The sequence below is a fragment of the Entomohabitans teleogrylli genome, from assembly GCF_001484765.1.
Lineage (GTDB): Bacteria > Pseudomonadota > Gammaproteobacteria > Enterobacterales > Enterobacteriaceae > Entomohabitans > Entomohabitans teleogrylli.
This window is the reverse complement of record NZ_KQ947380.1, coordinates 133,099-159,809: the sequence shown is the minus strand read 5'-3', so window position 1 is coordinate 159,809 and position 26,711 is coordinate 133,099. Positions and strand designations below refer to the sequence as shown.

The 26,711-nt window shown below is 57.7% G+C and carries 25 protein-coding genes; 12 read left to right on the top strand and 13 right to left on the bottom strand.

The features are described from left to right. Positions 1–6 precede the first annotated feature (6 nt). On the bottom strand, positions 7–696 hold the full coding sequence (phoB, locus tag AQ981_RS09535) for a phosphate response regulator transcription factor PhoB (RefSeq protein ID WP_058911510.1): 690 nt from the start codon (positions 694–696) through the stop codon (positions 7–9). Between the two features lie 309 nt (positions 697–1,005). Here phoB and sbcD point away from each other — a divergent pair, with 309 nt between their 5' ends. After that, positions 1,006–2,208: an exonuclease subunit SbcD gene (sbcD, locus tag AQ981_RS09530; RefSeq protein WP_058911509.1), complete on the top strand. Its 1,203-nt coding sequence runs from the start codon at positions 1,006–1,008 to the stop codon at positions 2,206–2,208. Next, positions 2,205–5,351, top strand: coding sequence for an exonuclease subunit SbcC (sbcC, locus tag AQ981_RS09525; protein ID WP_058911508.1), 3,147 nt, complete (start codon positions 2,205–2,207; stop codon positions 5,349–5,351). Before sbcD ends, sbcC begins: the two co-directional genes overlap by 4 nt. 44 nt (positions 5,352–5,395) lie before the next feature. Here the strand turns inward: sbcC and mak are convergent, their stop codons facing one another. Next, positions 5,396–6,307 (bottom strand): fructokinase, encoded by a 912-nt coding sequence (gene mak, locus AQ981_RS09520; RefSeq protein WP_058911507.1) that lies wholly within the window; start codon positions 6,305–6,307, stop codon positions 5,396–5,398. A gap of 150 nt (positions 6,308–6,457) precedes the next feature. Between mak and rdgC the strand changes: the two genes are divergently transcribed. Continuing rightward, positions 6,458–7,369 carry a recombination-associated protein RdgC gene (rdgC, locus tag AQ981_RS09515; RefSeq protein ID WP_058911506.1) on the top strand — a complete coding sequence of 304 codons (912 nt, stop codon included), beginning with the start codon at positions 6,458–6,460 and terminating at the stop codon, positions 7,367–7,369. Between the two features lie 69 nt (positions 7,370–7,438). Here the strand turns inward: rdgC and ppnP are convergent, their stop codons facing one another. The 3 genes from ppnP to aroL form a co-directional block, all read right to left on the bottom strand. Further along, entirely contained in the window at positions 7,439–7,723 is a 285-nt protein-coding gene (ppnP, locus tag AQ981_RS09510; protein WP_058911646.1) for a pyrimidine/purine nucleoside phosphorylase, read from the bottom strand. Between the two features lie 82 nt (positions 7,724–7,805). After that, positions 7,806–8,483 (bottom strand): AroM family protein, encoded by a 678-nt coding sequence (locus AQ981_RS09505; RefSeq protein ID WP_058911645.1) that lies wholly within the window; start codon positions 8,481–8,483, stop codon positions 7,806–7,808. 355 nt (positions 8,484–8,838) lie between these two features. After that, positions 8,839–9,363 (bottom strand): shikimate kinase AroL, encoded by a 525-nt coding sequence (gene aroL, locus AQ981_RS09500; RefSeq protein ID WP_058911505.1) that lies wholly within the window; start codon positions 9,361–9,363, stop codon positions 8,839–8,841. Between the two features lie 416 nt (positions 9,364–9,779). Between aroL and AQ981_RS09495 the strand changes: the two genes are divergently transcribed. Continuing rightward, entirely contained in the window at positions 9,780–10,490 is a 711-nt protein-coding gene (locus tag AQ981_RS09495; RefSeq protein ID WP_058911504.1) for a DUF2076 domain-containing protein, read from the top strand. Positions 10,491–10,494: 4 nt separating this feature from the next. On the opposite strand, the gene AQ981_RS09490 is transcribed toward AQ981_RS09495, so the two are convergent. Further along, positions 10,495–10,944, bottom strand: a complete 450-nt coding sequence (locus AQ981_RS09490; protein ID WP_249226297.1) for a YaiI/YqxD family protein — start codon at positions 10,942–10,944, stop codon at positions 10,495–10,497. A 201-nt stretch (positions 10,945–11,145) separates the two neighbouring features. On the opposite strand from AQ981_RS09490, the gene proC reads away from it, so the two are divergent. Beyond that, complete coding sequence (gene proC / locus AQ981_RS09485) at positions 11,146–11,955, top strand: pyrroline-5-carboxylate reductase (RefSeq protein ID WP_058911502.1); 810 nt, start codon at positions 11,146–11,148, stop codon at positions 11,953–11,955. A 158-nt stretch (positions 11,956–12,113) separates the two neighbouring features. On the opposite strand, the gene AQ981_RS09480 is transcribed toward proC, so the two are convergent. The 3 genes from AQ981_RS09480 to AQ981_RS09470 all read right to left on the bottom strand — a co-directional run bounded on the left by AQ981_RS09480 (position 12,114) and on the right by AQ981_RS09470 (position 14,397). After that, positions 12,114–12,422, bottom strand: coding sequence for a PsiF family protein (locus AQ981_RS09480; RefSeq protein ID WP_058911501.1), 309 nt, complete (start codon positions 12,420–12,422; stop codon positions 12,114–12,116). Between the two features lie 256 nt (positions 12,423–12,678). Then, entirely contained in the window at positions 12,679–12,939 is a 261-nt protein-coding gene (gene iraP / locus AQ981_RS09475; RefSeq protein WP_058911500.1) for an anti-adapter protein IraP, read from the bottom strand. A gap of 252 nt (positions 12,940–13,191) precedes the next feature. Then, positions 13,192–14,397, bottom strand: coding sequence for a multidrug efflux MFS transporter (locus AQ981_RS09470; RefSeq protein ID WP_058911499.1), 1,206 nt, complete (start codon positions 14,395–14,397; stop codon positions 13,192–13,194). A gap of 285 nt (positions 14,398–14,682) precedes the next feature. On the opposite strand from AQ981_RS09470, the gene ddlA reads away from it, so the two are divergent. From ddlA to AQ981_RS09455, 3 genes are all read left to right on the top strand, one after another. Next, positions 14,683–15,786: a D-alanine--D-alanine ligase gene (ddlA, locus tag AQ981_RS09465; RefSeq protein WP_058911498.1), complete on the top strand. Its 1,104-nt coding sequence runs from the start codon at positions 14,683–14,685 to the stop codon at positions 15,784–15,786. Between the two features lie 293 nt (positions 15,787–16,079). After that, positions 16,080–16,379, top strand: coding sequence for a DUF2755 family protein (locus tag AQ981_RS09460; RefSeq protein WP_071608866.1), 300 nt, complete (start codon positions 16,080–16,082; stop codon positions 16,377–16,379). A gap of 263 nt (positions 16,380–16,642) precedes the next feature. Further along, complete coding sequence (locus AQ981_RS09455) at positions 16,643–17,218, top strand: Ail/Lom family outer membrane beta-barrel protein (protein ID WP_058911496.1); 576 nt, start codon at positions 16,643–16,645, stop codon at positions 17,216–17,218. 43 nt (positions 17,219–17,261) lie between these two features. On the opposite strand, the gene sbmA is transcribed toward AQ981_RS09455, so the two are convergent. Continuing rightward, positions 17,262–18,482 carry a peptide antibiotic transporter SbmA gene (gene sbmA / locus AQ981_RS09450; protein ID WP_058911495.1) on the bottom strand — a complete coding sequence of 407 codons (1,221 nt, stop codon included), beginning with the start codon at positions 18,480–18,482 and terminating at the stop codon, positions 17,262–17,264. 175 nt (positions 18,483–18,657) lie between these two features. Continuing rightward, entirely contained in the window at positions 18,658–19,182 is a 525-nt protein-coding gene (locus tag AQ981_RS09445) for an isochorismatase family protein (protein ID WP_058911494.1), read from the bottom strand. Positions 19,183–19,341: 159 nt separating this feature from the next. Here AQ981_RS09445 and ampH point away from each other — a divergent pair, with 159 nt between their 5' ends. Further along, complete coding sequence (gene ampH / locus AQ981_RS09440; protein WP_058911644.1) at positions 19,342–20,478, top strand: D-alanyl-D-alanine-carboxypeptidase/endopeptidase AmpH; 1,137 nt, start codon at positions 19,342–19,344, stop codon at positions 20,476–20,478. 195 nt (positions 20,479–20,673) lie between these two features. Continuing rightward, positions 20,674–21,102 (top strand): helix-turn-helix domain-containing protein, encoded by a 429-nt coding sequence (locus AQ981_RS09435; RefSeq protein WP_058911493.1) that lies wholly within the window; start codon positions 20,674–20,676, stop codon positions 21,100–21,102. Between the two features lie 25 nt (positions 21,103–21,127). Here the strand turns inward: AQ981_RS09435 and adhP are convergent, their stop codons facing one another. After that, positions 21,128–22,141: an alcohol dehydrogenase AdhP gene (gene adhP / locus AQ981_RS09430; RefSeq protein WP_058911492.1), complete on the bottom strand. Its 1,014-nt coding sequence runs from the start codon at positions 22,139–22,141 to the stop codon at positions 21,128–21,130. A gap of 272 nt (positions 22,142–22,413) precedes the next feature. On the opposite strand from adhP, the gene hemB reads away from it, so the two are divergent. Then, positions 22,414–23,391 (top strand): porphobilinogen synthase, encoded by a 978-nt coding sequence (gene hemB, locus AQ981_RS09425; protein WP_058911491.1) that lies wholly within the window; start codon positions 22,414–22,416, stop codon positions 23,389–23,391. Between the two features lie 131 nt (positions 23,392–23,522). Continuing rightward, positions 23,523–25,235: a bifunctional ornithine lipid synthase OlsF gene (olsF, locus tag AQ981_RS09420; RefSeq protein ID WP_058911490.1), complete on the top strand. Its 1,713-nt coding sequence runs from the start codon at positions 23,523–23,525 to the stop codon at positions 25,233–25,235. Between the two features lie 41 nt (positions 25,236–25,276). Here the strand turns inward: olsF and AQ981_RS09415 are convergent, their stop codons facing one another. After that, on the bottom strand, positions 25,277–26,680 hold the full coding sequence (locus tag AQ981_RS09415; protein WP_058911489.1) for a glycoside hydrolase family 1 protein: 1,404 nt from the start codon (positions 26,678–26,680) through the stop codon (positions 25,277–25,279). Between the last annotated feature and the right edge of the window lie 31 nt (positions 26,681–26,711).

The following is a 26,711-nucleotide window of genomic DNA, read 5'->3' as shown; positions in this document are numbered from 1 at the left end:
AAATTATCAGAAACGGGCGGAAAACCGATACCCGGTGCCGCGTACAGTCTGGACCATGCGATCATGGCCGCTGTGTTCCAGCGCTTTACGTAGCCGGCGAATGTGCACATCCACGGTGCGATCTTCCACGTAAACATTGGTGCCCCAGACGTGGTTGAGCAGTTGTTCCCGGCTGTAGACCCGCTCGGGATGTGTCATAAAGAAGTGTAGTAGTTTGAACTCCGTGGGCCCCATGTCCAGCGGATTTTCCCCGGTCATCACCCGGTGTGAGGAGGGATCGAGGCTCAGCCCCTGGATTTCGATGACCTCTTCCACCGCCATTGGCGAAATCCGCCGCATTACGGCTTTAATGCGCGCTACCAGTTCCTTGGGGGAAAACGGCTTGGTGATATAATCGTCCGCGCCGGTCTCCAGACCGCGCACCCGATCTTCTTCTTCGCCGCGCGCGGTCAGCATCATCACCGGAATATCCCGGGTCAGCGCTTCTCGCTTGAGGTGTTTAATAAACTGAATACCGGAACCGCCGGGTAACATCCAGTCCAGCAAAATCAGATCCGGCCAGGGTTCGTTAAGCTGATTTACCGCACTGTCATAATCTTCTGCTTCTATTGGCTGAAAACCGTTTTGTTCCAGCACGAAGCACACCATTTCACGAATTGGCGCCTCATCTTCCACGACCAGTATGCGTTTCGCCATGATTTACCCTGTTAAATTAGCTATCGGAACTCAATGCGCGGCCATTATGCGTCAGTTTTATGACAGATTTATGAAAAAGATGACCGTTTTATCCGGTGGCGAAAGTTGGGCCGCCGCCGGGCCTTAATACAGGAAAACGGCTGCAATACGCAGAATTAAATACCCGTCGATAATAACGAGTATGACGAATATATGACCTGCGGGCCGGGTATTTATGACAGTCAAAACGTCCTGTGTACCAACATTTCTGCATCCCGGAGATGACAAGTATATAATCGCCCCCATGCTTTTTCGCCACTGGAAACGGTTATGCGCCTTATTCATACGTCAGACTGGCATCTGGGTCAGAATTTTTACACCCGCAGCCGCGCCCCGGAACATCAGGCTTTCCTGAACTGGCTGCTGGAGGCGGTGGAGCGCCATCAGGTTGACGCGATCATTGTCGCCGGCGATATCTTTGATACCGGTTCGCCGCCCAGCTATGCCCGGGAATTGTATAACCGTTTTGTGGTGCAACTGCAGGGCATTGGCTGCGAACTCCACGTACTGGGGGGTAATCACGATTCCGTCGCCACGCTGAATGAATCCCGGGAACTACTGGCCTGCCTCAATACCCGAGTGTACGCCGGCACCGACGTTCAGGCGACCATGATGCATTGCCGGGATGGCAGCGCAGGCGCGGTGCTGTGCCCCATCCCCTATTTACGTCCGCGGGATATCATTCGCAGCCAGGCGGGGCTGTCCGGCGCCGAAAAACAGCAACAATTGCTGGAAGCGATGACCGACTATTACCAGCAGTGCTGGCAGGCCGCCTGCGCGCTGCGCGGCGACCAGTCGCTGCCGGTGGTGGCCACCGGCCACCTGACCACCGTCGGCGCCAGCAAAAGCGATGCGGTGCGCGACATCTATATCGGTACCCTTGAAGCCTTCCCGGCGCGCAATTTCCCGCCGGCGGATTACATTGCGCTCGGGCATATTCACCGGCCCCAGCGCATCGGCGGCAGCGAGCATATCCGCTACAGCGGCTCGCCAATCCCGCTCAGCTTTGACGAAACCGGCGCCGCCAAAAGCGTGAATCTGGTGACCTTCAGCCATGGCGCGCTGGAGAGCGTGACGCCTCTGGAAGTTCCGGTCAGCCAGCCGCTGGCGGTGGTCAAAGGTTCTTTCGGGGAAATTGAAAACCAGCTGGCCGCCTGGCGGGACGCCCCCGCGCAGCCCACGACCTGGCTGGACATTGAGGTCGTCACCGACGACTATCTGCATGATATTCAGAAAAAAATCCAGCACATCACCGAATCGCTGCCGGTGGAGATCATCCTGTTGCGTCGCTCCCGGGAGCAGCGCCAGCGCGCCCTTGAGCGGCTGCACAGCGAAACCCTCAGCGAACTGAGCGTTGAGGATGTTTTTGAGCGTCGCCTGGCGCTGGAAACCCTTGACGAACCGCATCAGGAGCGACTGCGCGCCCTGCTGCGCGAGACCCTGCACGGGCTGGATGAGGAGGCGTCGGTATGAGAATTCTTAGTCTGCGCCTGAAAAACCTCAACTCGCTGAAAGGCGAGTGGAAAATCGATTTCACCGCCGAACCCTTCGCCAGCAACGGGCTGTTCGCCATTACCGGCCCGACCGGCGCCGGTAAAACCACCCTGCTGGACGCCATCTGCCTGGCGCTGTACCACAAGACGCCGCGCCTCGACACCATCTCCCAGTCGCGCAACGATCTGATGACCCGCGACACCGCGGAGTGCCTTGCCGAAGTCGAGTTCGACGTCAAAGGCGTCGCCTGGCGCGCCTTCTGGAGCCAGAACCGAGCGCGTAATCAGCCGGACGGCAACCTGCAGGCGCCGCGGGTGGAGCTGGCGCGCTGCGCCGATGGCAAAATCGTCGCTGACAAAGTGAAAGATAAACTGGAGTATATCGCCAGTCTCACCGGGCTGGATTACGATCGCTTTACGCGCTCAATGCTGTTATCCCAGGGGCAGTTTGCGGCATTTCTTAATGCCGATCCCAAAGAACGCGCCGAACTGCTCGAAGAGCTCACCGGCACTGAAATCTATGGTCGCCTGTCCGCCGCGGTTTTTGAAAAACACAAACAGGCTAAAACGCAACTGGAGCATCTGGAAGCCAGAGCCGCCGGCGTCACGCTGCTGACCGACGAGCAGCGCCAGCAGTTACAGTCAGGTTTGCAGGTACTCACTGAACAAGAGAAGCGCCTGTTGCAACAGCAGCAGGAGTTGCGAGCCAGCCAGCAGTGGCTGAACCAGTTAGACAGTTGGCGCAGCGCCAGCGACAGCGCCGTTCAGGGCGCCGCACAGGCCAGACAGGCGCTGGAGAACGCCCGCCCGGCGCTGGAGAAATTAACCCTCGCCCTCCCGGCGGCGAAGCTGCGCCCGGAATGGTCGCGCCGCCAGGAGATCGACCAGCAGCGGGAGAGCACCCGCCGCCGCCGTGAAGAAGTAAATACTCGCTTACAGGAGGCGTTGGCGCAGCGCCGGGCGATCCGCCGCCAGGCACAGCATGAATCTGTCGCGCTGGAAACGCAAAACGCCGCCCTGAATGACTGGCTGCAACAGCATGATCGTTACCGCCTGTTGAGCAGCGAACTGACTGGCTGGCGCGCCGCCTTTACCCAACGCCAGCGCGATGCGCGCCAGCTACAGACGCTGCAGAAGCAAATCGCCCGCGACCAGCAGGCGCTGGCGGCGCTGCCCGATACCACGCTCAGACTGAGCAGCGACGCGCTAACCGCCGCCCTGCAGCGACTGGAAACGCAACGCCCGCTGCGTCAGCAGCTCACCACGCTGCACGCCCGGCTGATACCGCTGCGCGAAACGCTGACGCGCCAGCGAGCGGCGCTTAACGACGGCGCCGCGCAGTTGAAGACCCTCGAAGAGACCCTGGCCCGGCGTCGTCAGCAATATAAAGAGCAGCAGCAACAGCTTAACGATGTTAAAACCCTGTGCCGCCAGGAAGAGATCATTCTGCGTCTTGAAGCCGAGCGCGCCCGCCTGCAGCCCGGGCGCCCCTGTCCGCTGTGCGGCTCCACACAGCATCCGGCGGTAGCGGAATACCAGGCGCTACAGCCCGGGGAAAACCAGCAGCGTCTGGCGGCGCTGGAAAAAGAGGTCGATGCCCTGAAAGAACAGGGCGCCCGGGAGCGCGGCCAGCAGGAAGCGTTGCTCGTCCGGCAAAAAGCGCTGGAAACCGAAATCCAGCAACTGGCTCAGGAAGAGCAGGCCGGTATCGCCAACTGGCAAACGCTGTGCGCCGCGCTGGCTGTCGACCTGTCCCCAGGCGCAAGCCCCGATGACTGGCTGGCGGCACAGCAGCACCATGAACAGCAGTTGCATCGCCTGGCCCAGCGGCAAATGCGCCAGAGCCAGCTCCACGCCCTGCAACAGCAGTTTGAGCAGCAACATCAGGAGATGCAGTCCCAGCAGCAGCGGCTGACGGAAACCCTGAGTCGCTACCAGCTAACCTGCCCCGACAGTGAGGAAGAGAGCGCGTGGCTGGCGCAGCGCGAAACGGAAACGCGCCTCTGGCAGGAGCATCAGGAACAACAGGCCCGTCTGCGTGAACAGCAATCACAGCTCCGGCACCTGCTTGCCACTCTGCCGCAAGAGCCGGACGCCGCCGCAACGGATACGCCCGCGCCGCCCCTTGATAACTGGCAGCAGATCCACAGCGCCTGCCAGGCGTTGCTCGGCGAGCAAAAAAGCCTCGATAGCCAACTGGAGCAGGAGAGCGCCCTTAGCGCAACAGCCCACCAGCGTTTCCACGCCGCGCTGGAAGCCAGCCCGTTTGCCGGGGAGAGTGAGTTTCTCGACGCCCTGCTGGACGAAAAAACCTGCGCGGCGCTGGAACAGCAAAAAAGCGAGCTGGGGCGCCAGTTGCAGCACCAGCTTACCCTGGCGCAGCAGGCACAGGAGGCGCTGGCGGCCCACCAGGCGCGCCGTCCCGCCTGGCTGACCGAACAGCAGACCCAGCCCTGGACAGAGCAGCAGCTTACCGCGGTTGGCCAACAGTTGCGCGACAACAACACCCGGCAGGGGGAGATCCAACAACAATTGCGCGCCGACGATCAGCATCGCCAGCAGCAACTGGCGCTACGCGCTGAGATCGATGCCGCGGCGCGCCATCTGGAAGACTGGGGGATTCTCAATAACCTGATCGGTTCAAAAGAGGGGGATAAATTCCGCAAATTTGCCCAGGGGCTGACGCTGGACAATCTGGTCTGGCTGGCCAACAAACAGTTGAACCGCCTGCACGGGCGCTACCTGCTGCAGCGTAAAGCAGGCGAGGCCCTTGAGCTGGAAGTGCTGGATACCTGGCAAGCGGACGCGCTGCGCGATACCCGCACGCTGTCCGGCGGTGAAAGCTTCCTGGTCAGCCTCGCCCTTGCTCTGGCGCTGTCCGATCTGGTCAGCCACCGCACGCGTATTGATTCACTGTTTCTGGACGAAGGCTTCGGCACCCTCGACGCCGAAACGCTGGATACCGCGCTGGACGCCCTTGACGCGCTGAACGCCAGCGGCAAAACCATCGGCGTTATCAGCCACGTCGAGGCGATGAAAGAGCGCATCCCGGTACAGATAAAAGTCCGCAAGATGAACGGTCTCGGCGTCAGCCGTCTGGCCCGCCAGTACGCGGTAGAATAAGCGCTCCCCGCCAGAGAATGCCGGGCCGCCTGCCGTGGCCCGCTTTACTGCTCCAGCGGCCACAGCCAGGCCGCGCCGCGCACGCCGCTGGAATCTCCGTGCAATGCCTGGCGTATCGGCGTTTCACATTCGCCGCCGAATACCCAGGGCTTCACCAGCGCCGGTACCGTCTGGTAGAGACGTTCGACATTGCTCATCCCGCCCCCGAGGACAATCACATCCGGATCGAGGATATTAATCACATGCGCCAACGATTTGGCCAGCCGCTGCTCATAGCGGCGGATGGCCTGCCCGGCCAAAGCGTCGCCCTGCGCCGCCCGCGCCATAATCTCGTTACCGGCCAGCGTCTGGCCGCTCAGGCGCTGGTAATCAGTGGCAAAACCGGTCCCGGAAATAAAGGTTTCGATGCAGCCCTGTTTACCGCAATAACAAGGGACGTCCACCCGAAAGCGCAGCTCATCATCATCCATCCACGGCAGCGGATTATGTCCCCACTCGCCGGCGGTACCGTTGCCGCCGGTGTGACAACGGCCATTTATCGCCACGCCGGCGCCGCAGCCAGTGCCGATAATCACCGCAAACACCGTTTGCGCCCCCGCCGCCGCGCCGTCTACCGCTTCGGATACCGCCAGGCAGTTAGCGTCATTGGCGATACGCACCTCGCGCTCCAGACGCTGCGCCAGATCCTTATCGAAAGGCTGGCCGTTAAGCCAGGTGGAATTGGCGTTTTTCACCAGACCGCTGTATGGCGACAGCGAGCCCGGGATCCCCACCCCTACGCTCCCCTGCTGCCCGGTCTCTTGTTCCGCCTGGCTGACCAGCGTGGCAATAGTTTCAATGGTTTGTCGGTAGTCATTACGCGGCGTGGGCAGCCGATGACGGAATAACTGTTCGCCACTATCCGCGAGGGCGATCACTTCTGTTTTGGTCCCGCCTAAATCAATACCAATACGCACTCGTTACTCCTTCTGATCGGTTGTGGCTCACCTCCCACCGCGGTGAGAGCTGTCGCGCAAATACGGCCAGCCGCCGGGAAACATCATGAAACCTGGCGGCGAATCCGCTATCATGCCCGCTGCGTTTGATAAGGCACAAGGCAGACAATCATGCTGTGGTTCAAAAATGTAATGGTTTATCGCTTAAACCGCGACATTCCGCTGCGGGCGGATGAGGTCGAAAAGCAACTGGCGCTGTTCTCCTTTACCCCGTGCGGTAGTCAGGATATGGCCAAAACCGGCTGGGTACCGCCGATGGGCTCACAGAGCGACGCCCTGACCCACGCCAGCAACGGGCAACTGGTTATCTGCGCCCGTAAAGAAGAAAAAATTCTGCCCACGCCGGTGATTAAACAGGCGCTGGAAGCCAAAATCCATAAGCTGGAAGCCGATCAGGGCCGCAAGCTGAAGAAAACGGAAAAAGACGCCCTGAAGGACGAAGTGCTGCATTCTCTGCTGCCGCGCGCCTTCAGCCGCTTCAGCCAGACCATGATGTGGATAGACACCGCCAACGGTCTGATCATGGTTGACTGCGCCAGCGCCAAAAAGGCGGAAGATACCCTGGCGCTGCTGCGCAAAAGCCTCGGCTCCCTGCCGGTGGTTCCGCTGACGCTGGAAACCCCGATTGAGTTAACCCTGACGGAATGGGTGCGTTCCGGCAAAGTGCCGCAGGGCTTCCAGTTGCTGGATGAAGCCGAACTGAAAGCAATCCTCGAAGACGGCGGGGTGATCCGCTGCAAAAAACAGGATCTGGTCAGCGACGAGATCGCGGTGCATATTGAGGCCGGCAAAGTGGTCACCAAACTGGCCCTCGACTGGCAGCAGCGCATCCAGTTCATCATCTGCGACGACGGTTCTGTGAAACGGTTGAAATTCGCCGACGAACTGCGCGATCAAAATGACGATATTGACCGCGAAGATGTCGCCCAGCGCTTTGACGCTGACTTCACGCTGATGACCGGCGAGCTGGCGGCTCTGATTGAAAGTCTGGTGGAAGGATTAGGCGGCGAAGCGCAGCGCTGAGCCGGCAACAGAAAAGCCCAAAAACAGATTTTTGGGCTTCTGAACAGTCTGTTTCACACCGTAAGGCGGTTACAGATAGCGGCACAGATAGGCGCTGGGTTCCGCCACCTGAAGGTGGAATTCGCTCTGGCCGGGCACATGAAACACCTCTCCCGCCGCGTAAACTTTCCACTCAATCTCGCCCGCCAGCAGCACTCTCAGGGCGCCGCTCACTACGGTCATTTCTTCCGGCTGGCCGGTGCCGAAGGTGTATTCCCCCTGCTCCATCACGCCCACGCTGGCGCGGCCGGTGCTGCTGCTGGTAAACCCGATAGACTTCACTTTCCCTTCGAAATACTCATTACTCTGTAGCATGGCGCGGCCCTGTTTGAAAAATAACTGAAAAAACAATATAGAGGGCGCCGCAAGCCTCTGTCACGCACTTTATTGCCGCGCCTCACACCAGCAGCTCCGACGCCAGTCGCGCCACCAGCACATGGGACAACAGCACCGGAATATCAAAGGCTTTCTGCAGAATATCCCGGTGTTTCTGGTGGTATCCCAGACTATCCAGCACCACCACATCCACACCGCGATCGACCAGTTCCCGGCCTGCCTGAAGCAGATTTTCCCGGGTGCCGTTGATTGGATTCGCCAGCGCATAGTGCGGCCCGGTGTCCAGGAACTGCCATTTCTCCTGCTGAGAGGCCAGCAATTCCTCGACCGGCACAATAATCCCCACCTGGTGCCCGTCGACAATCGACGCCACCAGCGGCGGAACAATGCGCTCCGGCTCCAGCAAAATCGCGTTATGGGTCGTTAAGGGAGAAAAGCGGCCATTACTCATCAGCATGATGACATCAAAACCCTGGTTATCCAGTAGCGTAATGACATTACGCAGCGCATTTTCTACTTTACTCAGCGACAGATGCGCCAGTTGTAAATCTTCCAGCACCGTCAGGAGCGTTTCCTCGCCGGGCTGAGCACCGTACTCCTCCTCCACCTCATGCGCCGAGAGTCCCTGCAACAGGCAAATATGGTGAATTTGCTGTTGCGCAATATGTTCCGTCAGGAGCGGCAGAACCTCCTCCATCGGTAATACGCCAACCGTAAGGATCGCCAGCTTTGTATTTATCATGATTCCGCCTTATCTCTACTGCTTTACTACCCGCTGCCGTCTGCGGCTTTTCCTCAGAAAACCGCGCGCCTTTAATGTCGCTCACTGATCATAAATTAACCAAAAAAGCGTAGCAGTTTATTCCGCGCCCGCTGCGCCAGCGGTAAGAAATGTTGCCTGAAATTTAATATTAACGGTTCATTAACACAGAGAGAGGTCAAAAGATGTCGCAGAAAGGGCAATCGGTTATTTTTCAGAATATGCCGCCTGAATTATCTTATTTGCGACCAAAAATAACGTATTGCAGGGGAAATACAGCAGCGACATCCATGTCGGCAGAAAACCGGATGAACGTCGCCTGCGAATATTGCGGTTAACTGGCTCTGGCTACCGGTAGCGCCGCCAGAATATCCGCCACCACGCTCTGCGGCGCGCGGGCGGCATCAATAACATGATGCGCGGCCTGGTGGTAAAGCGCTTCCCGGGCGTGGAGAATTTCAACAATCTCATCGGCGATCGGCCGCCCGGTTAATGTCGGGCGCTGTCCCTCTTCCGGAAAAGCTTCCAGCCGATGCGCCAGAATGTGCGCCGGCGCCTTGAGGTAAATCACCGTACCGCGTTCGCGCATATACTGGCGGTTCGCTTCCGCCAGCACCATACCCCCGCCGGTCGCCACCACCAGCCCCGGCGCGGTCACCGCCGCCAGCGCTTCCCCTTCCCGGCGGCGAAATCCGGGCCAGCCGTCGCGCGCCACCATTTCAGCTACCGTCATACCCGTGGTTTCCGTTAACCAGCGATCGGTATCCACGAAACGGGAGCCCATCGCCTCCGCCAGCGCTTTTCCCACTGTCGTTTTTCCGCAACCGCGGGCGCCGACTAAAAAAACCGGTTCGGTCATCGGGGGTAGATCCTCTTTAATACATTCAGGCAACCTTTACGTCTGCGCAGGCGCCGGATAAAAAACCCATCGCGCTGACATCGTCAGCCACCGGGACAATGAACTATTCTGTAAATAAATAATGACAACTCAACAAATTATCTACTGTTGACCGCACCACTGGCGCATTCCCTGCCGTGTAAGCTGTAAAGGAAAAATACCACAGTTCCGGGCTGCCACCATACCCGAAAGCGTAACGCGACCTCAAGCATGACGACACAATTTTCCCGGAAACACATTTTTCACAGATTTACGTAACAATATAATGACACAAACAGATTTTACGGCACACTGCCGGACTATATCACTCACGCATCCGGGCGCTATCTGTTTAATGGTCGCCACACGCCCGAACTTTGAATAGCCGAGGAACCATCATGCAATCTGAAGAACAGCGTCTCATTGACGGACTTTTTTCACGTCTGAAACAGGCGGAAGACGGCAGCGCCCCGCGCGACGCCGCGGCTGAAACGCTGATCGCCAACCACCTGCGCGACCAGCCCGGCGCCCCCTATTATATGGCTCAGACCATCCTGATCCAGGAAGCGGCGATCAAGCAGCTCAGCAGCCGCATTGAAGCGCTGGAAAGTGAGGTCACCCGGTTGCAAAACAGCGCCCGCCAGAGCAGCGGCGGGTTTCTCGCCGGACTGTTTGGCGGCGGACAATCACGCGGCGCCAGTCCGGTTCCCGGCACCTCGGGCGATCGCGGCGCCGGCGCTATCCCCGGCGCCCAACAATACCAGAGCGCCCCCCCCGTCGGCCAGACACCGCAAGCGGCTCAGGCGCCGCGCGGCAACGGCTTTCTGGCCGGCGCGCTACAAACGGCCGCCGGCGTCGCCGGGGGGGTGGTACTGGGCAACATGCTGACCAGTATGTTCAGCCAGGCGCAGCCGCAAGAGCTGGTCAATATCATTAACCAACCGCCCCTGGGGAGCGGCGACACGGCGCAGGCCGATGCCGCCGGCAACGACAACCTGCTATCCTCTCAGGACGCGAGCTGGTCGCAGGATGACGGATTCAGTAACGCCGATGCCAGCGATGACAGTTTTGGCGGCGACGACTTTGGCGATGACGACAGCTGGATTTGATCGTTCAGGCGCGCGATGCCTGTAACCACTGATCTAAAGCGCTGGCAAACTGCTGGCGATCCCGGGGTCCCAGCGCCGCCGGGCCGCCAGTCTGGATACCGCTGGCGCGCAGCGTATCCATAAAGTCGCGCATGGTGAGCTTTTCGCGAATTGTTTCCGGGCGGTAACGCTCCCCGCGCGGGTTAAGCGCATCCGCCCCTTTCGCCAGCACTTCGGCCGCCAGCGGAATATCCGCGGTGATCACCAGATCCCCGGGAGTGCAGCGACGCACGATTTCATTATCCGCCACGTCAAAGCCGGCAGCGACCCGCAACGTGCGGATATATTCCGACGCCGGAACCCGCAGCGGCTGATTAGCCACCAGCGTCAGCGGCGTGGCGGTTCGCTGCGCCGCACGGTACAAAATTTCTTTAATCACTCCCGGACAGGCGTCCGCATCCACCCATATCGCCACAATGATTCCTTACTTCGCACAGAAACCCCGATTGTTGCCCGCGCGCCCGCTTCTGGCAACCGCTATCGAGCGGCGACCGATAAAACATCCCACACCGGCGGCGCGCCATCCCTGAAATCACCGCAATACCTTACCGCAGGGCAGAAAGCGCGCTAAGCTATCCCCTTCCTGACAACGATAAGACAACAATGGAGAACCACAGTGGATAAGAAAATCGGGTTTATTGGCTGCGGCAACATGGGAACCGCGATTCTCGGCGGGCTCGTCGCCAGCGGCCAGGTACCGGCAGGCAATATCTGGGTCTATACCCCATCGCCGGATAACGTCGCCGCTCTGCGCGAACAGTACGGCATCAACGGCGCGCAAAGCGCCCAGGAAGTCGCGCAAATCGCCGATATCGTTTTTGGGGCGGTAAAACCCAACATCATGTTAAAAGTGCTCAGCGAAGTGACCTCCAGCCTCAACAAAGACACGCTGGTCATCTCCATTGCCGCCGGCGTGACGCTGGATCAACTGGCGAGCGCGCTGGGCCATGACCGCAAGATTGTCCGCGCCATGCCTAACACTCCGGCGCTGGTGAATGCCGGTATGACGTCCATTACGCCAAATGCGCTGGTGACGCCGGAAGATATTGCCGACACGCTGAATATCTTCCGCTGTTTTGGCCAGGCGGAAGTGATTGCCGAACCGATGATTCACCCGGTGGTCGGCATCAGCGGCTCTTCCCCGGCGTATGTGTTTATGTTTATTGAAGCGATGGCCGACGCCGCCGTGCTCGGCGGTATGCCCCGGGCGCAGGCCTATAAATTTGCCGCCCAGGCGGTGATGGGATCGGCGAAAATGGTGCTGGAAACCGGCAAGCACCCCGGCGAACTGAAAGATATGGTGTGTTCCCCGGGCGGCACCACCATTGAAGCGGTCAGGGTACTGGAAGAGAAAGGCTTCCGTTCAGCGGTGATTGAAGCCATGGAAAAATGTATGGCGAAATCAGAGAGGCTGAGCAAGTCCTGACGGCCAGAACCGGTCGGCGGCCTGTCCCGGGTCGCCGGGCCCACCTTTACCGCTGGCGCAACTCCACAGGGATTTTTCTGCCGGTAATAAAAAAGCGTGAAACCGGTTCACGCTTTTAGCATTAGAGCGCTATAACATCGCGCCTCAGCGGCGTGCGATTATTTCTTCAGGCAACTGCTCATAAATGTTTTACGGGCATCGCCGCTCAGGGATTGTTTTCCGGCCTGAGCGTTACAGTCTTTCATTTTCTGCTGCTGCGGCGTCAGGGCTTTTCCGTCTTCACTACCGCCTTTCAGGCAGTTGCTCATAAACGCTTTACGTTCATCACCCTTCACGGCTTTAGCGCTGGCCTGCTGATTACAGGTCGCCATCCGCTGTTGCTGCGGCGTCAGCGTCTTCTCAGCCGCCTGCGCCGCGCTTATCCCAACCACACTCACCAGCAGTGTCATTATTAATGTTGTCTTCATAGCACCATCCTGTCAGTTTTTACACTTATAGTCTGACGCCAGTTGCGGAAAAAAACCATTGGCAAACGGATTATTTCACTGCCCGGTTTGTTACGCCTGGTGACGATGCGCCAAATCAGTACAGCAGATGTTAAATATTAATTTATTATCCCGGCAACCGCCCGGCTGCTAATAGCCTGCAGGTCATATATTACGCACGCCATATCCTTTGCGCCATAACTAAAAGCGATGGATATGCCGGCTGGTTAAAATCGCATTAGCTTCGCGGATGCCGTAGCAACTTTTTTATATATTGCTCCAGTAGCTCAGAATCACGTTCAGAAACGCCTGAAGCGGTATCGGCTTCCTGTAACGCACCTTCAACGCTGGCAATCAGCGCCTGTTGATCGCCGGGAGTCATATGGCGTAATAGCGCTGTAACCACTATTTCAAGCGCTTCAACCTGAGCAACCAGCTCTTTGGACTCTTCTTCCTTTTCCGCAAGTTTAACCAATAACTCAGCTATTAAGTTTTTCATAACAGCATTCCCTTTCAATGTGTCGAAAGACGTTATCATTCAGGAGCAACATTTCCCATAGCTTACCCCTGTTATTTTTATACGATCTGTAAAAAAGTGAGCCGCTCTGCAAAAAATAGCTCAGCGAAACGTTTTACTCATTCCATTATTCTTTATGTGGAAATAAAGTATTTCAAAAAAAATAATTGCTGCCCCCGGAAATTATTTCCCGGCGGGCAATATATTAATATATGATATATCGATAAATAACGCTTACGATGCGGCTTCGCGCCGCTGTCTGGCGCGCAGCGCCACGGCCAGTTGGACGATATTGACAAGCACCACCAGCGCCGTGGCGATAAACACCCAGCGGAATCCGGCCATCGCGGAAATCCCCGCCCCCATCAGCGGGCCAGCCACGTTCCCGAGGTACATAAACGACTGGTTATAGCCAAAAATACGCCCGGTAACCCGATCGCTGGCGAATTTGACCAGCAGCGTTTGTACCGCCGGCAGCATCGCGCCATCGGCGAAGCCAAGCAGAAAGCGCAGCACCGCCAGTTGCAGCGGCGAAGAAACAAACGACATAGCAAAAAACAACACTACCGCCAGGCATAGCGTCGCCATCAGGATGCGCGCGGTGCCGATACGATCCCCGAGCTTCCCCAGCCACGGCGCCGACATCAGCGCAGAAATCCCCGGGACGGCGGCTATCAGGCCGCTCATAAAAGCAATATTGGTACTTTCCGGCTCCAGCGCTTTAATAAACAGCGCCAGAATGGGGCCGACAGAGCCATTGCACATCTGAATCACCATGGTGGTGATGAACAGGCTGATCACCAGTCCCGGATAAGGCAGCGACGCAAATACCGCCTTGCCGCTCAGGCGCTCACCTTTCTTAATCTGCGGGCGCGGCCCCTCTTTAATCAGAAACAACGTGACCAGAAAACTCACCACTAACAGGCTGGCCGTGACCAGAAACACCATACGCAGCCCGAGATGATCGGCCATAAATCCCCCCATCAGCGGACCGGCGATAACGCCGCTGATCTGCCCGGTAGACAGGGTACTGAGCGCCCAGCCGCTGCGCTCCCGGGGCACCTGTGAAGCCACCAGAGCCATGGCATTAGGGATATAGCCGGAGGTCAGCCCCATGATCCCGCGCAGAATAAAGAGCTGCCAGACGCTGGTGGCGAAAGCCTGGAGCAGTATGGCGATCGCCATCCCCAGCGAAGCACGCAGCAGCATGAGTTTGCGTCCCTTACGGTCCGCGAGGCTGCCCCACATAGGGGAGACCACCGCCGATACCAGAAACGTGACGCTGAAAGTCAGTCCGGACCACATGGACAGCGCTTCATGGGAACTGACGCCCAGTTGTTCCACATACAGCGGCAGAAAAGGCAGAATCTGGCTGATAGCAAGGCCGGTAAAAAAGCAGCCAAACCAGACGGAGATAAGATTGACTTTCCAGGATTCCATGACGGCGCCACTAAGATTACGATCAGACAGGCTGACAGCGGCGTCGGAGGGCAAACCTGCGCCAGTCAGTCACCGGGAGCGAGCAGAGGGTCGCGCCTTGCGAGAGCTTATCATACAAATCCCTCCGTCCCTGAATCTGATGTGTTATTCCGCCAGATTATGCCCATGGCGAATAACCACTCTCTGTATCATACTGATTTTGTCTGTTATTCGCGTGTGAACCACGCAGTGGGCGTGCTATTTTGGCGCCTCAGGTCTCTGGTGATTAAATAAGTGGAAGAGGACATGGCAAAACTACGCGTGGGGATTGTGTTTGGCGGCAAATCGGCTGAACATGAGGTTTCTCTCCAGTCGGCGAAAAATATCGTCGACGCCATCGATAAAACGAAATTCGACGTACTGCTGCTCGGGATTGATAAACAGGGCCAGTGGCATGTCAATGATGCTTCCGACTACCTGCGCAACGCCGACGATCCGGCGCGCATTGCCCTCCATCATTCCGGAAACACGCTGGCGCTGGTACCAGGGCTGGAGCGCAATCAGTTGATCGACGCCAGGCAGGCCGGCGCGCTACCGCAGGTGGACGTTATCTTCCCGATCGTCCACGGCACGCTTGGGGAGGATGGTTCACTGCAGGGAATGCTGCGCATGGCCAATCTGCCGTTTGTCGGCTCCGGCGTGCTGAGCTCCGCGGCCTGTATGGACAAAGACGTAACCAAGCGCCTGCTGCGCGACGCCGGTCTGAATATCGCGCCGTTCATCACTCTGACGCGAGCCAGCCAGCAACGCGTGCCCTTTGCCGAACTGGTGCAACAGTTTGGTCTGCCGCTGTTCGTCAAACCCGCCAACCAGGGATCCTCGGTGGGTGTCAGTAAGGTGACCAGCGAACAGGAGTTTCATGACGCGCTAACGCTGGCATTACGCTTCGATCACAAAGTTATCGTCGAAAAAGGCATTGTTGGGCGGGAAATTGAATGCGCGGTACTGGGCAATGAGCAGCCGCAGGCCAGCGTATGCGGTGAAATCGTCCTGAACGACGATTTCTACTCTTACGACACCAAATATATCGCCGATAACGGCGCCCGGGTGGTAGTGCCGGCGGCGCTGGAGCCGGCGATAAACGACCAGATCCGCGCCGTGGCGCTACAGGCCTGGCAGGTGCTGGAATGCCGCGGTATGGCGCGGGTGGATGTTTTCCTGACGCCGGACGGCGAAGTGGTCATTAATGAAATCAATACGTTGCCCGGGTTCACCAACATCAGCATGTATCCCAAACTCTGGCAGGCCAGCGGTATCAGCTATAGCGCACTGATTACCCGGCTAATCGAGCTGGCGCTGGAGCGCCATCAACAGGACAGCGCTCTGCTGTGCTCGGTCGAACACGGCTAACCGTACATCGCGTCTGCAGCGTTCCCCGCGCTGCAGGCGCTTGCCCCGTCGCGATGATTCGCCCCAATCCCGCCTGAGCGCCTTTCTCTGCGCTTGCGGGTCTTAGCCAGCCGATAAAATGTTAAATTTTCATAAAATGAATGTTTAATTTGTGATAAGAAGCAAAAAACCAAACTCCAGGATTATTCCTCGCCGTAAATTACCATCAATCTGATGTTGACAGCCGCAGACAGCTGCCAGACTTCTTGCTGATAACCGCAAACGCGATTGCTAAGCACCAGACGGGAGGCATGATGGCTGATTTATCAATCTTTAAACCCGTGATTTCCGGCCTGAAACCCGAAAAAGCCCCGGCAGGAAACCTGACATGGGCTTTTTTTGTTCTGCTGTGTTTCTGGGTTGGTTCCTGGGCGGTGGAGCTGTTGCTCAAAACGCCCGGTCTCTTCGAACGCCTGCTGCAAAACAACGCGCCTTCCGCTCCGCCGGTAGACATCGGCTGGGGGGTCGCCTCGCTGTTCGGGCTGGTGCCTTTTTTATCCGGCAGTCTGGTGGTGGGGTTGGTGCTTTTGCTGGCGCGCCGTCGGCGCCGCTAAATGAATCCCCTATCGCTTCCCGGGTGGCCACCGGGAATTTTTGCCTGACCTGCGGCACCGCCGAAACGCAACGCTGACAACCGTGACCAAACGCCAGGCCATAATAAATCGATTCCTAAAATCACTCGCGTAAAAATAGTTTAATCGCGGCGCATGTTATTATTCACCGCGGTCTATTTATCTTCGCTATGCCAGTATCGGGACGCAGTAAATTAAATATTCTGGCCAGCGTTTGCGTTTAAATATCTATCAGGGAAGACACCATGACAAAATTACACCTGTCCGGCGCGGCGCTGTTCACGCTGCTGCTCGCCGCACCGGCTATAGCCGGGCACTCCACGGTTTCACTCGGTTATGCGCAGGCTGATGCCGGCGATATTAACGACCCGCGGGGGTTTAACCTGAAATATCGCTACGAATGGGACTTCCCGGTGGGCATAATTGGCTCGTTCAGTTATTTAAGCGCCAGTGATGATAGTTTCAGCCCTCTCTCCAGCTATCAGGCTAAAAATAATCTCGACAGCAAATATTACTCTTTCGGCGCCGGCCCGGCCTGGCGCATCAACGATTATATCAGTCTGTATGGCCTGTTGGGGATAGGTTATACCCGCGCCGAATACTCGACCAGCGTCCGGGCGGCGAGCAGCCAGAGCCAGTATGTTTATCTGCGCGGCGAAACCTCCAGCCGTAGCGCCTGGATGTATGGGCTTGGCCTCCAGGTCAACGTTTACGAAGGTATGTCCTTTGACGTGGGCTACGAAGCGGCGAAGTATGACGCCAGCAGCAGCCACTCCGATACCCTGAACAGCTTCAACCTCAACGTTGGCTACCGCTTCTGAACCCCCACAGTGCAGGCGCGGCCCACGGGCCGCGCTGCGGCATTTATAAACTCTGTATCGTTACCGACTGCGGCCGGGTGTCGTCCAGCTGGTGTTCGAAGCTGCGCAGACGCTTATAAATCGACATCAGTTCCACCAGGGTGGTCCAGGAACTGATCAAATACTGGAATGCTCCACGCACCTGGCTGAAAACGTTAGTAATCTGCGTCATCAGGCCGAGAGTGATGGTGCCGGCGACAATCGACGGAAACAGCAGGAACAGCCCGAAGACGTTATCCACCTGCAGATACAGAATCCGCGCGATATTGAAGTACATATAGTGAAAGTAGAGTCGGAAATAGTTCTTACGTACCGCTCTGAACAGCTCCCTGACCGTTGGCGGATCGGCACGCTGCGCATCGTCTTCGCCGTACACCAGCTCTTTACGGTAGGCCGCTTCCACGCGCTGGTTTTTAAACTCCAGCCCGGGCAGCTTGATCCCCACCACCGCCAGCAGGCCGGTGCCCAGCAGTGACCAGATAATCGCCGCCACTACCAGGCCATAAGGAACATGCCCGACAAATGGCAAATCCGGCACGTGGGCGGAGAGCGTCACCAGTACCGGCAGAAAGGCGATCAGCGTCATCACGGCATTGATAAAGCTCACCCCCATGCTCTCCAGGGTCGAGGCGAAGCGCATGGTATCTTCCTGAACGCGCTGCGCGGCCCCTTCAATATGGCGCAGTTCCTGCCAGTGGGCCATATAGTATTCGTTCATCGCGGTACGCCAGCGGAAGACATAATGGCTGACAAAAAAGTTATTCAGCACCCCGACCACCACGGCGATTAGCGCGATCCCCAGAAAAACGCCCACCTCGTAGTAAAACTGCCCGATGGCCACCTTGTGCGGCGCGCTCAGCGCGGTCTGAATCAAATCGTAGAACGGCGCATACCAGGCATTGACCGCCACTCCGACCTCCACCAGAAACCAGGTGACGAAAATAATCAGCGACGAACCCAGAATCGACCAGTACTGCCAGCGATGCGGGCTGTAAATAAACCAGAAGGCGGCAAAGGCGCCCACGCCAAAAGCATAATAGGCGTAAAACACCAGGTAACTTTTTGACCAGAAACGCGCCGCGCTAAGGGGAATCTCACCGCTGGCGCCGACCAGTTGCCCGAACCAGCGACCGCCGCCAGCCTGCCAGAAAATCACAGCGATCATTGCCCATACAAAAGCCGACAGGAAAAACGCTGTCGGCCTGGGAAAAAACGACTTAAACATCTACTGATTACTCCTGAGAACTCTTTTTCTTATCACGCATCGCGATATCGACGCTTCACCATAGCGCAGACTGGCGCATTCTGGCCCGTAAAACTGTATCAAACCATGAAACCGCGCGACATAACATCAACGCCGCGTCACAAAATGTATTTCCGGAGTTTGCGACACTGTCGGATCAACCGCGCCATTCAACCAGAATATCGGCGGCGGACCGCACCCGCAACGCGCCATCGGGAATAATAAAATCCCGCCACACATCGTTATAGTGAGCTATCAACACTTCGGCGCCGGCCGCCGCACGGTCAGCGGTGGTATGCGCGTCCTGCGCCACGGTTATCGCAAACCCGCGGCTCAGACCGTTCTTAATCGTGGCGTCGACGCAGTAATCGGTGGCACAGCCGCAGATCACCATATGTTGAATACCATTTTCACGCAGCAACGCCGCCAGCCCGGTGCGAAAAAAAGCATCGCAGGCGGTTTTGGTGACATACAGCGCGCTATCGGGACAGTGTAATTCCCCGAGTAGCGCAAAAGCCTCGCTGCCCGGCTCCAGCCCCTCTCCGGTATGCTGGATAAAAATCACCCGGTCAGCCTGGTCGATCAGTTGATTTATCCGCTCACAGCACCCGGCGCGATCGTAACGCGGGTTGGCAAATACCCCATTCTGCATATCAATTACCATCAGCACTTTTTGCTGCATTACTCGCTCCTCATCTCAGTACTCACTAACCCACGACAGCTTAAACCGCACATTTTGACCAACATCCCTTTGCAGAAACGGCCCGGGTAGTATAAATACCAAAGTTATTATTAACCGGCTCAATATGGATTTGCTGCATTGAAACACAGATTTGCCAGACTGGCTGCACTGGCCATTGCGGTTTTACCCGCCCTGGGGTTTTCCAGCCCCTCTCCCGATCCGCTTTTCGCTTCTGAAATCGTCGATCGTTACGCCAACCATATCTTCTACGGAAGCGGCGCGACGGGGATGGCGATGGTGGTCATCGACGGTAATCAGCGCGTCTTTCGCAGCTTTGGGGAAACCCGGCCCGGAAATAATGTTCGCCCACAGCTGGATTCAGTCGTGCGCGTCGCCTCGCTGACCAAGTTGATGACCAGCGAGTTGCTGGTTAAGCTGCTGGATAACGGCGTAGTGAAGCTTGACGATCCGCTCAGTAAGTATGCCCCTTCCGGCACCCGGGTGCCGACCTTTGAAGGCACCCCGATCCGCCTGGTCAATCTGGCGACCCACACCAGCGCCCTGCCGCGCGAACAGCCAGGCGGCGCCGCGCAACGGCCGGTCTTCGTCTGGCCGACCCGCGAACAGCGCTGGACCTGGCTGAGTACCGCAAAGCTGAAAACCGCGCCCGGCAGCGAAGTCGCCTATTCCAATGTCGCCTTCGATTTGCTGGCGGATGCCCTGGCGCGCGCCGCCGGTAAACCCTATCCGCAGTTGTTTGAGGATCGAATCACCCGTCCGCTGGGCATGAAAGATACCACCTTCACCCCGTCGCCGGATCAATGCGCGCGCCTGATGATCCCGGAGAAAGGCGCCAGCCCATGTAACAATACCCTTGCCGCCATCGGCAGCGGCGGGGTCTACTCCACCCCGGACGATATGATGCGCTGGATGCAACAGTTCCTGGCGTCGGATTTTCATACCCGGACCAGTCAGGCTGACCGCATGCAGACGCTGATCTACCAGCGTAGCCAGTTCAACAAAGTGATCGGCATGGACGTGCCGGGGCGGGCCGATGCCCTGGGATTAGGCTGGGTTTATATGTCGCCTCAGCAGGACCGGCCGGGAATTATCCAGAAAACCGGCGGCGGCGGCGGCTTTATTACTTATATGGCGATGGTTCCCCAGGAAAACATCGGCGTTTTTGTGGTCGTCACCCGCTCAGAGTTGACTCGTTTTAAAAATATGAGCGACGGCGTCAACGATCTGATTGTCGAACTGATCGGCAATCACCCTGCCATTATTCCTGCCTCCTGATTCCGCTCGACTTTTTCTGCCGCCTCTCTGCCGGTTAATACCGGCAGACATACATTGATTTACAAAAACAAAGATAAACTGACCAAATTCTTAGGAATTAATCCACAACCAAGAAAAATCTGAAGCATAATTACCACTAAGGATACAAGGAGATAAGGGTCTGCCCCTGGCAGATTCTGAGGAGAGAGATACAGGATGAAGAGGGACAGTTTCTCCACGAGCGTTGTGGAACAAACCCTGGAATGGATTGAAGAACATCTTTGCGAAAAACTTACGCTTGACGATCTGGCTAAAAAGACCGGTTATTCTAAATGGCATTTTCAGCGCCTGTTCCACGCACAAATGTCGATTACTGCCGCCAGCTATATCCGCAATGCCAGATTATTACGTTCGATTCACGATCTGAAATACAGTTCACGCAGTATTGTTTCCATTGCCGATAAATATGGCTTCAGCTCCCAGCAGTCTTACACCCGCACCTTTAAACAGGTAATGCGCTGTACCCCATCCCAGTGCCGGATCCGTAAAGACCCCAGCTTTGACAATCTGGACGCTAAAAAGATTTGCGCCAGTTGCAGAGCCTGCTTCCAGTTACCGGAGCCGGAAGGCGCCTGTGATCCCTGAGCGATCACAGGCGATGCTGCGCGGCTTAACGGCGAGCGAAGTCGATCACCATCCGTCCCTGAATTTTCCCCTGCTCCATTTCATGGAAAATGGCGTTAATGTCTTCAAGCGGGCGGCGCGCCACCTTTGGCGCCACCTTGCCTTCGGCGGCGAACTGAAACGCCTCCGCCAGATCCTGACGGGTACCGACCAGCGAACCAACCACCTGAATACCGTCCAGCACCAGCCGTGGGATATCCAGACTCATCGCTTCCGGCGGCAAACCGACGGCCACCACCCGGCCACCGGCGCGCACCGCATCAACCGCGGAATTGAAAGCAACCTTCGCCACGGCGGTGACTACCGCCGCATGGGCGCCTCCGGTCTGCGCCTGAATGACTTGCGCCGCGTCCTCACTGGCGGAGTTAACCACCAGATCCGCCCCCATTTCGCGGGCAAGCCGCAGTTGAGCGTCATTTACGTCCACCGCGATCACTTTAGCGTTAAAGACATTTTTCGCGTACTGTAGCGCCAGATTCCCCAGCCCGCCGAGGCCATAAATGGCAATCCACTGCCCGGGGGCGATAGCGGAAATTTTCACGGCTTTATAGGTAGTCACTCCGGCGCAGGTAATGCTGCTGGCGGCGGCGGAGTCCAGCCCGTCCGGGACTTTCACCGCATAATCGGCCACGATAATACACTCTTCCGCCATACCGCCATCCACGCTGTAGCCGGCATTTTTCACCTCACGGCACAGGGTTTCATTCCCGGAAGTACAGTATTCACAGTGGCCGCAACCCTGATAAAACCACGCCACGCTGGCCCGATCGCCCGGCTTCAGGGAGCTCACTCCGGGGCCAACGGCGGTCACTATCCCAATGCCCTCATGGCCCAGCGTGACGCCGGTTTTATCGCCGAAATCGCCGTTCTTAACGTGCAGGTCGGTGTGGCAAACCCCGCAGCACACCATCTTCAGTAACGCCTCGCCGTGCGCCAGCGGGCGCAACTGTTTCTCCACCACATCCACACTGTGATCTTTATTCACCACCGCTGCTTTCATCGTCGATCCCTCGCTCGTCATTTACCCATTATGTAAATAGTTCTTATCTATTTACGCTCTGAATCTGCCAATATATCGCTTACCCGGCGAAAGTTAAGCCAGCAATTCAGAATGTAATCTAATGAATTTTCTGTTTTTTTAGCGCTGATGAACATCCGGGCGCGCTGTCCGCGGCGCGTCACGACGGGTACGCCGCGACAATAAACGCAAACCGCCGCAGGTTAAAATCGGGTAAGATAGCGACCACACTCATTCAGAAAAGAAGCCAAGCTATGTCAGACTTTTCACTCATTAGCCGCCCCCGCCGCCTGCGCCGCTCTGCCGCCATGCGCGCGCTGTTTGAAGAAACCACCCTGACGCTAAACGATCTGGTATTGCCTATTTTCGTTGAAGAAGGTCTGGATGATTACAAGCCCATTGAAGCGATGCCCGGAGTGATGCGCATTCCGGAAAAACGCCTGGCGTATGAAATTGAGCGCATCGCCAACGCCGGTATCCGCTCGGTGATGACCTTCGGCATCTCGCACCATACCGACGACACCGGCAGCGATACCTGGAATGAGGACGGTCTGGTGGCGCGGATGTCGCGAATCTGCAAACAGACAGTGCCGGAAATGATCGTGATGTCCGACACCTGCTTTTGCGAATACACCAGCCACGGTCACTGCGGGGTACTGTGCGAGCACGGCGTGGATAACGACGCCACGCTGAAAAACCTCGGCAAACAGGCGGTGGTCGCCGCCCGCGCCGGCGCCGACTTTATCGCGCCGTCCGCGGCGATGGACGGCCAGGTACAGGCCATCCGCCAGGCGCTGGACGCCGCCGGCTTCACCGATACCGCCATCATGTCTTACTCCACCAAATTCGCGTCATCGTTTTACGGCCCGTTCCGCGAAGCGGCCGGCACTGCGCTGAAAGGCGATCGTAAAACCTATCAGATGAACCCGATGAACCGCCGCGAGGCGATCCGCGAATCGCTGCTGGATGAAGCCCAGGGTGCCGACGCGTTGATGGTGAAACCGGCCGGCGCCTACCTGGACGTGCTGCGCGAAATCCGCGAACAGACCAACCTGCCGCTGGCGGCCTACCAGGTAAGCGGCGAATACGCGATGATTAAATTCGCCGCCCAGGCGGGCGCTATTGATGAGCGCAATGTGGTGCTGGAAAGTCTCGGCGCCATCAAACGCGCCGGCGCCGATCTGATCTTCAGCTATTTCGCCCTCGATCTGGCCGAAAAGAAAATCCTCTGATGATCTCCCCCCGCTGCGCGGTCAACGCCGCGCAGCAAACTCTCCGGCTGTGACAATAGCGTCATATAATCGCCATCCTGGCGTCATCTGCAGCGGTTAAGGTTCCCGCAAAAAGCGCAGGAGACGCCAACATGTTTAGTCTTGATAACGTTCTCGACGAGCTGTATCCCCGGCGTAAACCATCCCCCTGGCAGAGCCGGCTGCTGCGCGGGCTACTCCACGAGCAGGAGTTTCAGGATTTCGCCGCCCGTCATCAACATCTGAAGGGGCTCGATATGGTGGAGCAGGTGCTGGAACACCTGCAGATTCGCTGCGATATCGCCGAGCGGGATCTGGAGCAAATTCCGGCCCGCGGCCCGGTGGTGATTGTCGCCAATCACCCCACCGGCACCGCTGACGGACTGGCGCTGCTGTATGCCCTGTCGCGGATACGGCGTGATGTGAAAATCGTCGCTAACCGCATTCTTACGCATCTGCAACCGCTGGCATCGCTGTTTATCCCGGTCGATAACCTCAACAACCGCACCCAGCGCGACGCCATTGACCGTATCCACCAGCATCTGGCCAACGGCGGCGTGCTGATCTTCTTTCCCGCAGGGGAAGTATCGCGCCTGACCGGACGCGGTATTGAAGACAAAGCGTGGAATACCGGCTTTCTCAAAGCGGCGCGCAAACAGCGCGCCACTATCGTGCCGGTACATATCCGCGGACATAACAGCCCGTGGTTTTACGCCTCGGCGCTGATCTCACCGACGCTGGCGATGCTGTTGCTGATCCGCGAGATGTTCCGCCAGCGCGGCGCCCGCCTGACGATTCGCGTCGGCGAACGTATTCCCTGGCGCGACAGCCACAGTAACACGCCGCTGCACGATCTGGCCCGCCAGTTCCGTCAGCAAACTCTGGCGCTGGGTAAGGGGCAAAAGGGGCCGCTGACCAGCGAATGCGCCATTGCCCGCCCGGAAGATCGCGCCCGGCTACGCCAGGCGCTGGCGGAATGCGAGTGTCTGGGGAAAACCCCGGATGGAAAAATCATCTGGCTGTGGCAGCGTAACGGCGCGGAAGAAGCGCCAATTCTGCGCGAGCTGGGGCGACTGCGCGAAATCGCCTTCCGGGCAGTGGGCGAAGGCAGCGGCCGGCGCCGCGATATCGACCGCTATGACGATGACTATCTGCACCTGATCCTGTGGGACGACGTGGATCTTGAGATTGTCGGCGCCTATCGCTTCACCCCCACCGCCGGACGCGACCCGTCCAGCCTGTACAGCCACAGTCTTTTCCACTATGACGCCGCTATGGCGCCGGTCCTCCAGCAGGGCATTGAGCTGGGGCGCAGTTTTATACAGCCGCGCTACTGGGGTAAACGCGGGCTGGACTACCTGTGGATCGGCATCGGCGCCTGGCTGGCGCGCCATCCGGACTATCGCTATCTGTTTGGCCCGGTCTCGATTTCCGGCGGGCTGCCGCAGGGCGCCCGGGAACTGCTGGTCGCCTTTTACCGGCGCTGGTTCCCGGCGGATTCGCCGCGGGCCGCCTCCCGCCGTCCATGGCCTTCATCGCTGCCGGAAACCCTGCAACAATTCGCCGGTCTGGATTACCATGAAGATCTGGCGCGCCTGAAAAGCCTGCTTGGCAATCTGGGCTGCGGCATTCCCCCGCTCTATAAACAGTATTCCGAACTCTGCGAACCGGGCGGTGTGCAGTTTATGGATTTTGGCAGCGATCCGGCCTTCAACGACTGTATCGACGGACTGGTAGTGGTGGATTTGACCCGCCTGAAGACATCGCGCTATCAGCGCTATATTGCGGTACATCACCCGGCGCAGCACGACGCGCCGGCATTGTAAAATGACGGGCGGCAGGACGCCGCCGCCCGTTGCCGCCAGGGTTATGAGTCCGGCAGCGTGAACTGATTGGTCAGCGCCAGATCGCGAAACCACAGGGCATTCTGCTTAATCTGCCGTTCGCCGCTTTCGAGATCGAGGCGGTAAAAACCGTAGCGGCGTTTAAAGGCATTGATCCACGACCAGTTATCAATAAACGTCCAGTGATGAACGCCAAAGCAGTTAGCGCCGTCGGCGATGGCCCGATGCAGCTCCACCAGGTGTTCCTGCAACAACCCGGTGCGGAAACGGTCATCAATCACCCCATTGTCCTGTACCGGCCCTTCCGACTGTAAATCCATGGCAATACCGATCTCCGCCAGATACCACTTAATATTGCCGTAGTTGTCGCGAATGTTGGCGGCAATGTCGTAGATAGCCTGCGGCAGGATCTCGTTATTGTCGCGGTATGGGTTAAAGCGCCCGGCGGGATCCACATAATTTTCGAAATAGTACTCCGGCGTAAAGTAATCCAGCGCATAGTCGCTTTCCCGGGCTTTCACCCGGCGCGGCACATAGTAATTGACCCCGAGAAAATCGACGCGCGAACCAACAATCTCCGCTATCTCCGCCTGACTGGCCTGCGGCAGGCACTGGTGCGAAGCGAGGATTTCGCACAGCGCTTTGGGAAACTCATGTTTTACCAGCGGATCGAGAAAGCTGCGGTTAAACAGCAAATCGGCATACCAGGCGGCTTGACGATCCTCCGGCGATGCGCTGCGGGTGTAGGACGGCGTCAGGTTCAGTACGATGCCGATCTCCCCGGGCAACGCCATTTCGCGGAACACCGCGACGGCTCTGGCGTGGGCCAGCATAATGTTGAACCCGACCTGCGCCGCCAGCCGTCCGTCGCGTTTACACGGGTAGTGGAAATCATACAGATAGCCCCCCTCCACCGGGACGATCGGCTCATTGAAAGTGGTCCAGTACTTCACTTTGCGGCCAAACAGTTCAAAAGCGGTACGCGCATAGCGGGCAAAGCGCTCGACCACGTGTTTCGATTCAAAGCCGCCGTACTGCTCCTGTAACGCCTCCGGCATATCGAAATGGTACAGATTAACCATCGGTTCGATGCCGTTGGCGATCATTTCATCAAAGTAGTCATGATAAAAACGTACTGCCTGCGGGTTAGCGGTTCCACTGTCAAAATCGTCGATCAGCCGCGACCACTGGATAGAGGTGCGGAATGAATTAAACCCGGTGCGCTTCATTAGCGCGACATCCTCGCGGAAGCGGTGCAGCGTATCGCATACAGTCTGCGGTCCGACGCCGTGATAAAAACGTTCCGGCTGTTGCTGCGCCCAGCGATCCCAGATAGAGCGGTGCGGTTTGTCGGCGGCCCCCTCGGTCTGCGGGCCGGATGCCGCGGCGCCCCATAGAAAATGATCCGGAAACGAATATGTCGTCATATTACCTCCTGAAAAGCGCCGTTCGACGCTG

Bases quoted from the DNA above. Each gene is read 5' to 3' on its own strand.
- adhP (WP_058911492.1), bottom strand. From the start codon at position 22,141: ATGAAAGCAGCGGTGGTGAATAAAGATCACAGTGTGGATGTGGTGGAG.
- sbcD (WP_058911509.1), top strand. From the start codon at position 1,006: ATGCGCCTTATTCATACGTCAGACTGGCATCTGGGTCAGAATTTTTAC.
- AQ981_RS09435 (WP_058911493.1), top strand. From the start codon at position 20,674: ATGAAGAGGGACAGTTTCTCCACGAGCGTTGTGGAACAAACCCTGGAA.
- AQ981_RS09470 (WP_058911499.1), bottom strand. From the start codon at position 14,397: ATGGAATCCTGGAAAGTCAATCTTATCTCCGTCTGGTTTGGCTGCTTT.
- AQ981_RS09455 (WP_058911496.1), top strand. From the start codon at position 16,643: ATGACAAAATTACACCTGTCCGGCGCGGCGCTGTTCACGCTGCTGCTC.
- rdgC (WP_058911506.1), top strand. From the start codon at position 6,458: ATGCTGTGGTTCAAAAATGTAATGGTTTATCGCTTAAACCGCGACATT.
- AQ981_RS09445 (WP_058911494.1), bottom strand. From the start codon at position 19,182: ATGCAGCAAAAAGTGCTGATGGTAATTGATATGCAGAATGGGGTATTT.
- ddlA (WP_058911498.1), top strand. From the start codon at position 14,683: ATGGCAAAACTACGCGTGGGGATTGTGTTTGGCGGCAAATCGGCTGAA.
- AQ981_RS09495 (WP_058911504.1), top strand. From the start codon at position 9,780: ATGCAATCTGAAGAACAGCGTCTCATTGACGGACTTTTTTCACGTCTG.
- ppnP (WP_058911646.1), bottom strand. From the start codon at position 7,723: ATGCTACAGAGTAATGAGTATTTCGAAGGGAAAGTGAAGTCTATCGGG.
- AQ981_RS09480 (WP_058911501.1), bottom strand. From the start codon at position 12,422: ATGAAGACAACATTAATAATGACACTGCTGGTGAGTGTGGTTGGGATA.
- AQ981_RS09415 (WP_058911489.1), bottom strand. From the start codon at position 26,680: ATGACGACATATTCGTTTCCGGATCATTTTCTATGGGGCGCCGCGGCA.
- hemB (WP_058911491.1), top strand. From the start codon at position 22,414: ATGTCAGACTTTTCACTCATTAGCCGCCCCCGCCGCCTGCGCCGCTCT.
- iraP (WP_058911500.1), bottom strand. From the start codon at position 12,939: ATGAAAAACTTAATAGCTGAGTTATTGGTTAAACTTGCGGAAAAGGAA.
- sbcC (WP_058911508.1), top strand. From the start codon at position 2,205: ATGAGAATTCTTAGTCTGCGCCTGAAAAACCTCAACTCGCTGAAAGGC.
- sbmA (WP_058911495.1), bottom strand. From the start codon at position 18,482: ATGTTTAAGTCGTTTTTTCCCAGGCCGACAGCGTTTTTCCTGTCGGCT.
- AQ981_RS09460 (WP_071608866.1), top strand. From the start codon at position 16,080: ATGGCTGATTTATCAATCTTTAAACCCGTGATTTCCGGCCTGAAACCC.
- phoB (WP_058911510.1), bottom strand. From the start codon at position 696: ATGGCGAAACGCATACTGGTCGTGGAAGATGAGGCGCCAATTCGTGAA.
- aroL (WP_058911505.1), bottom strand. From the start codon at position 9,363: ATGACCGAACCGGTTTTTTTAGTCGGCGCCCGCGGTTGCGGAAAAACG.
- olsF (WP_058911490.1), top strand. From the start codon at position 23,523: ATGTTTAGTCTTGATAACGTTCTCGACGAGCTGTATCCCCGGCGTAAA.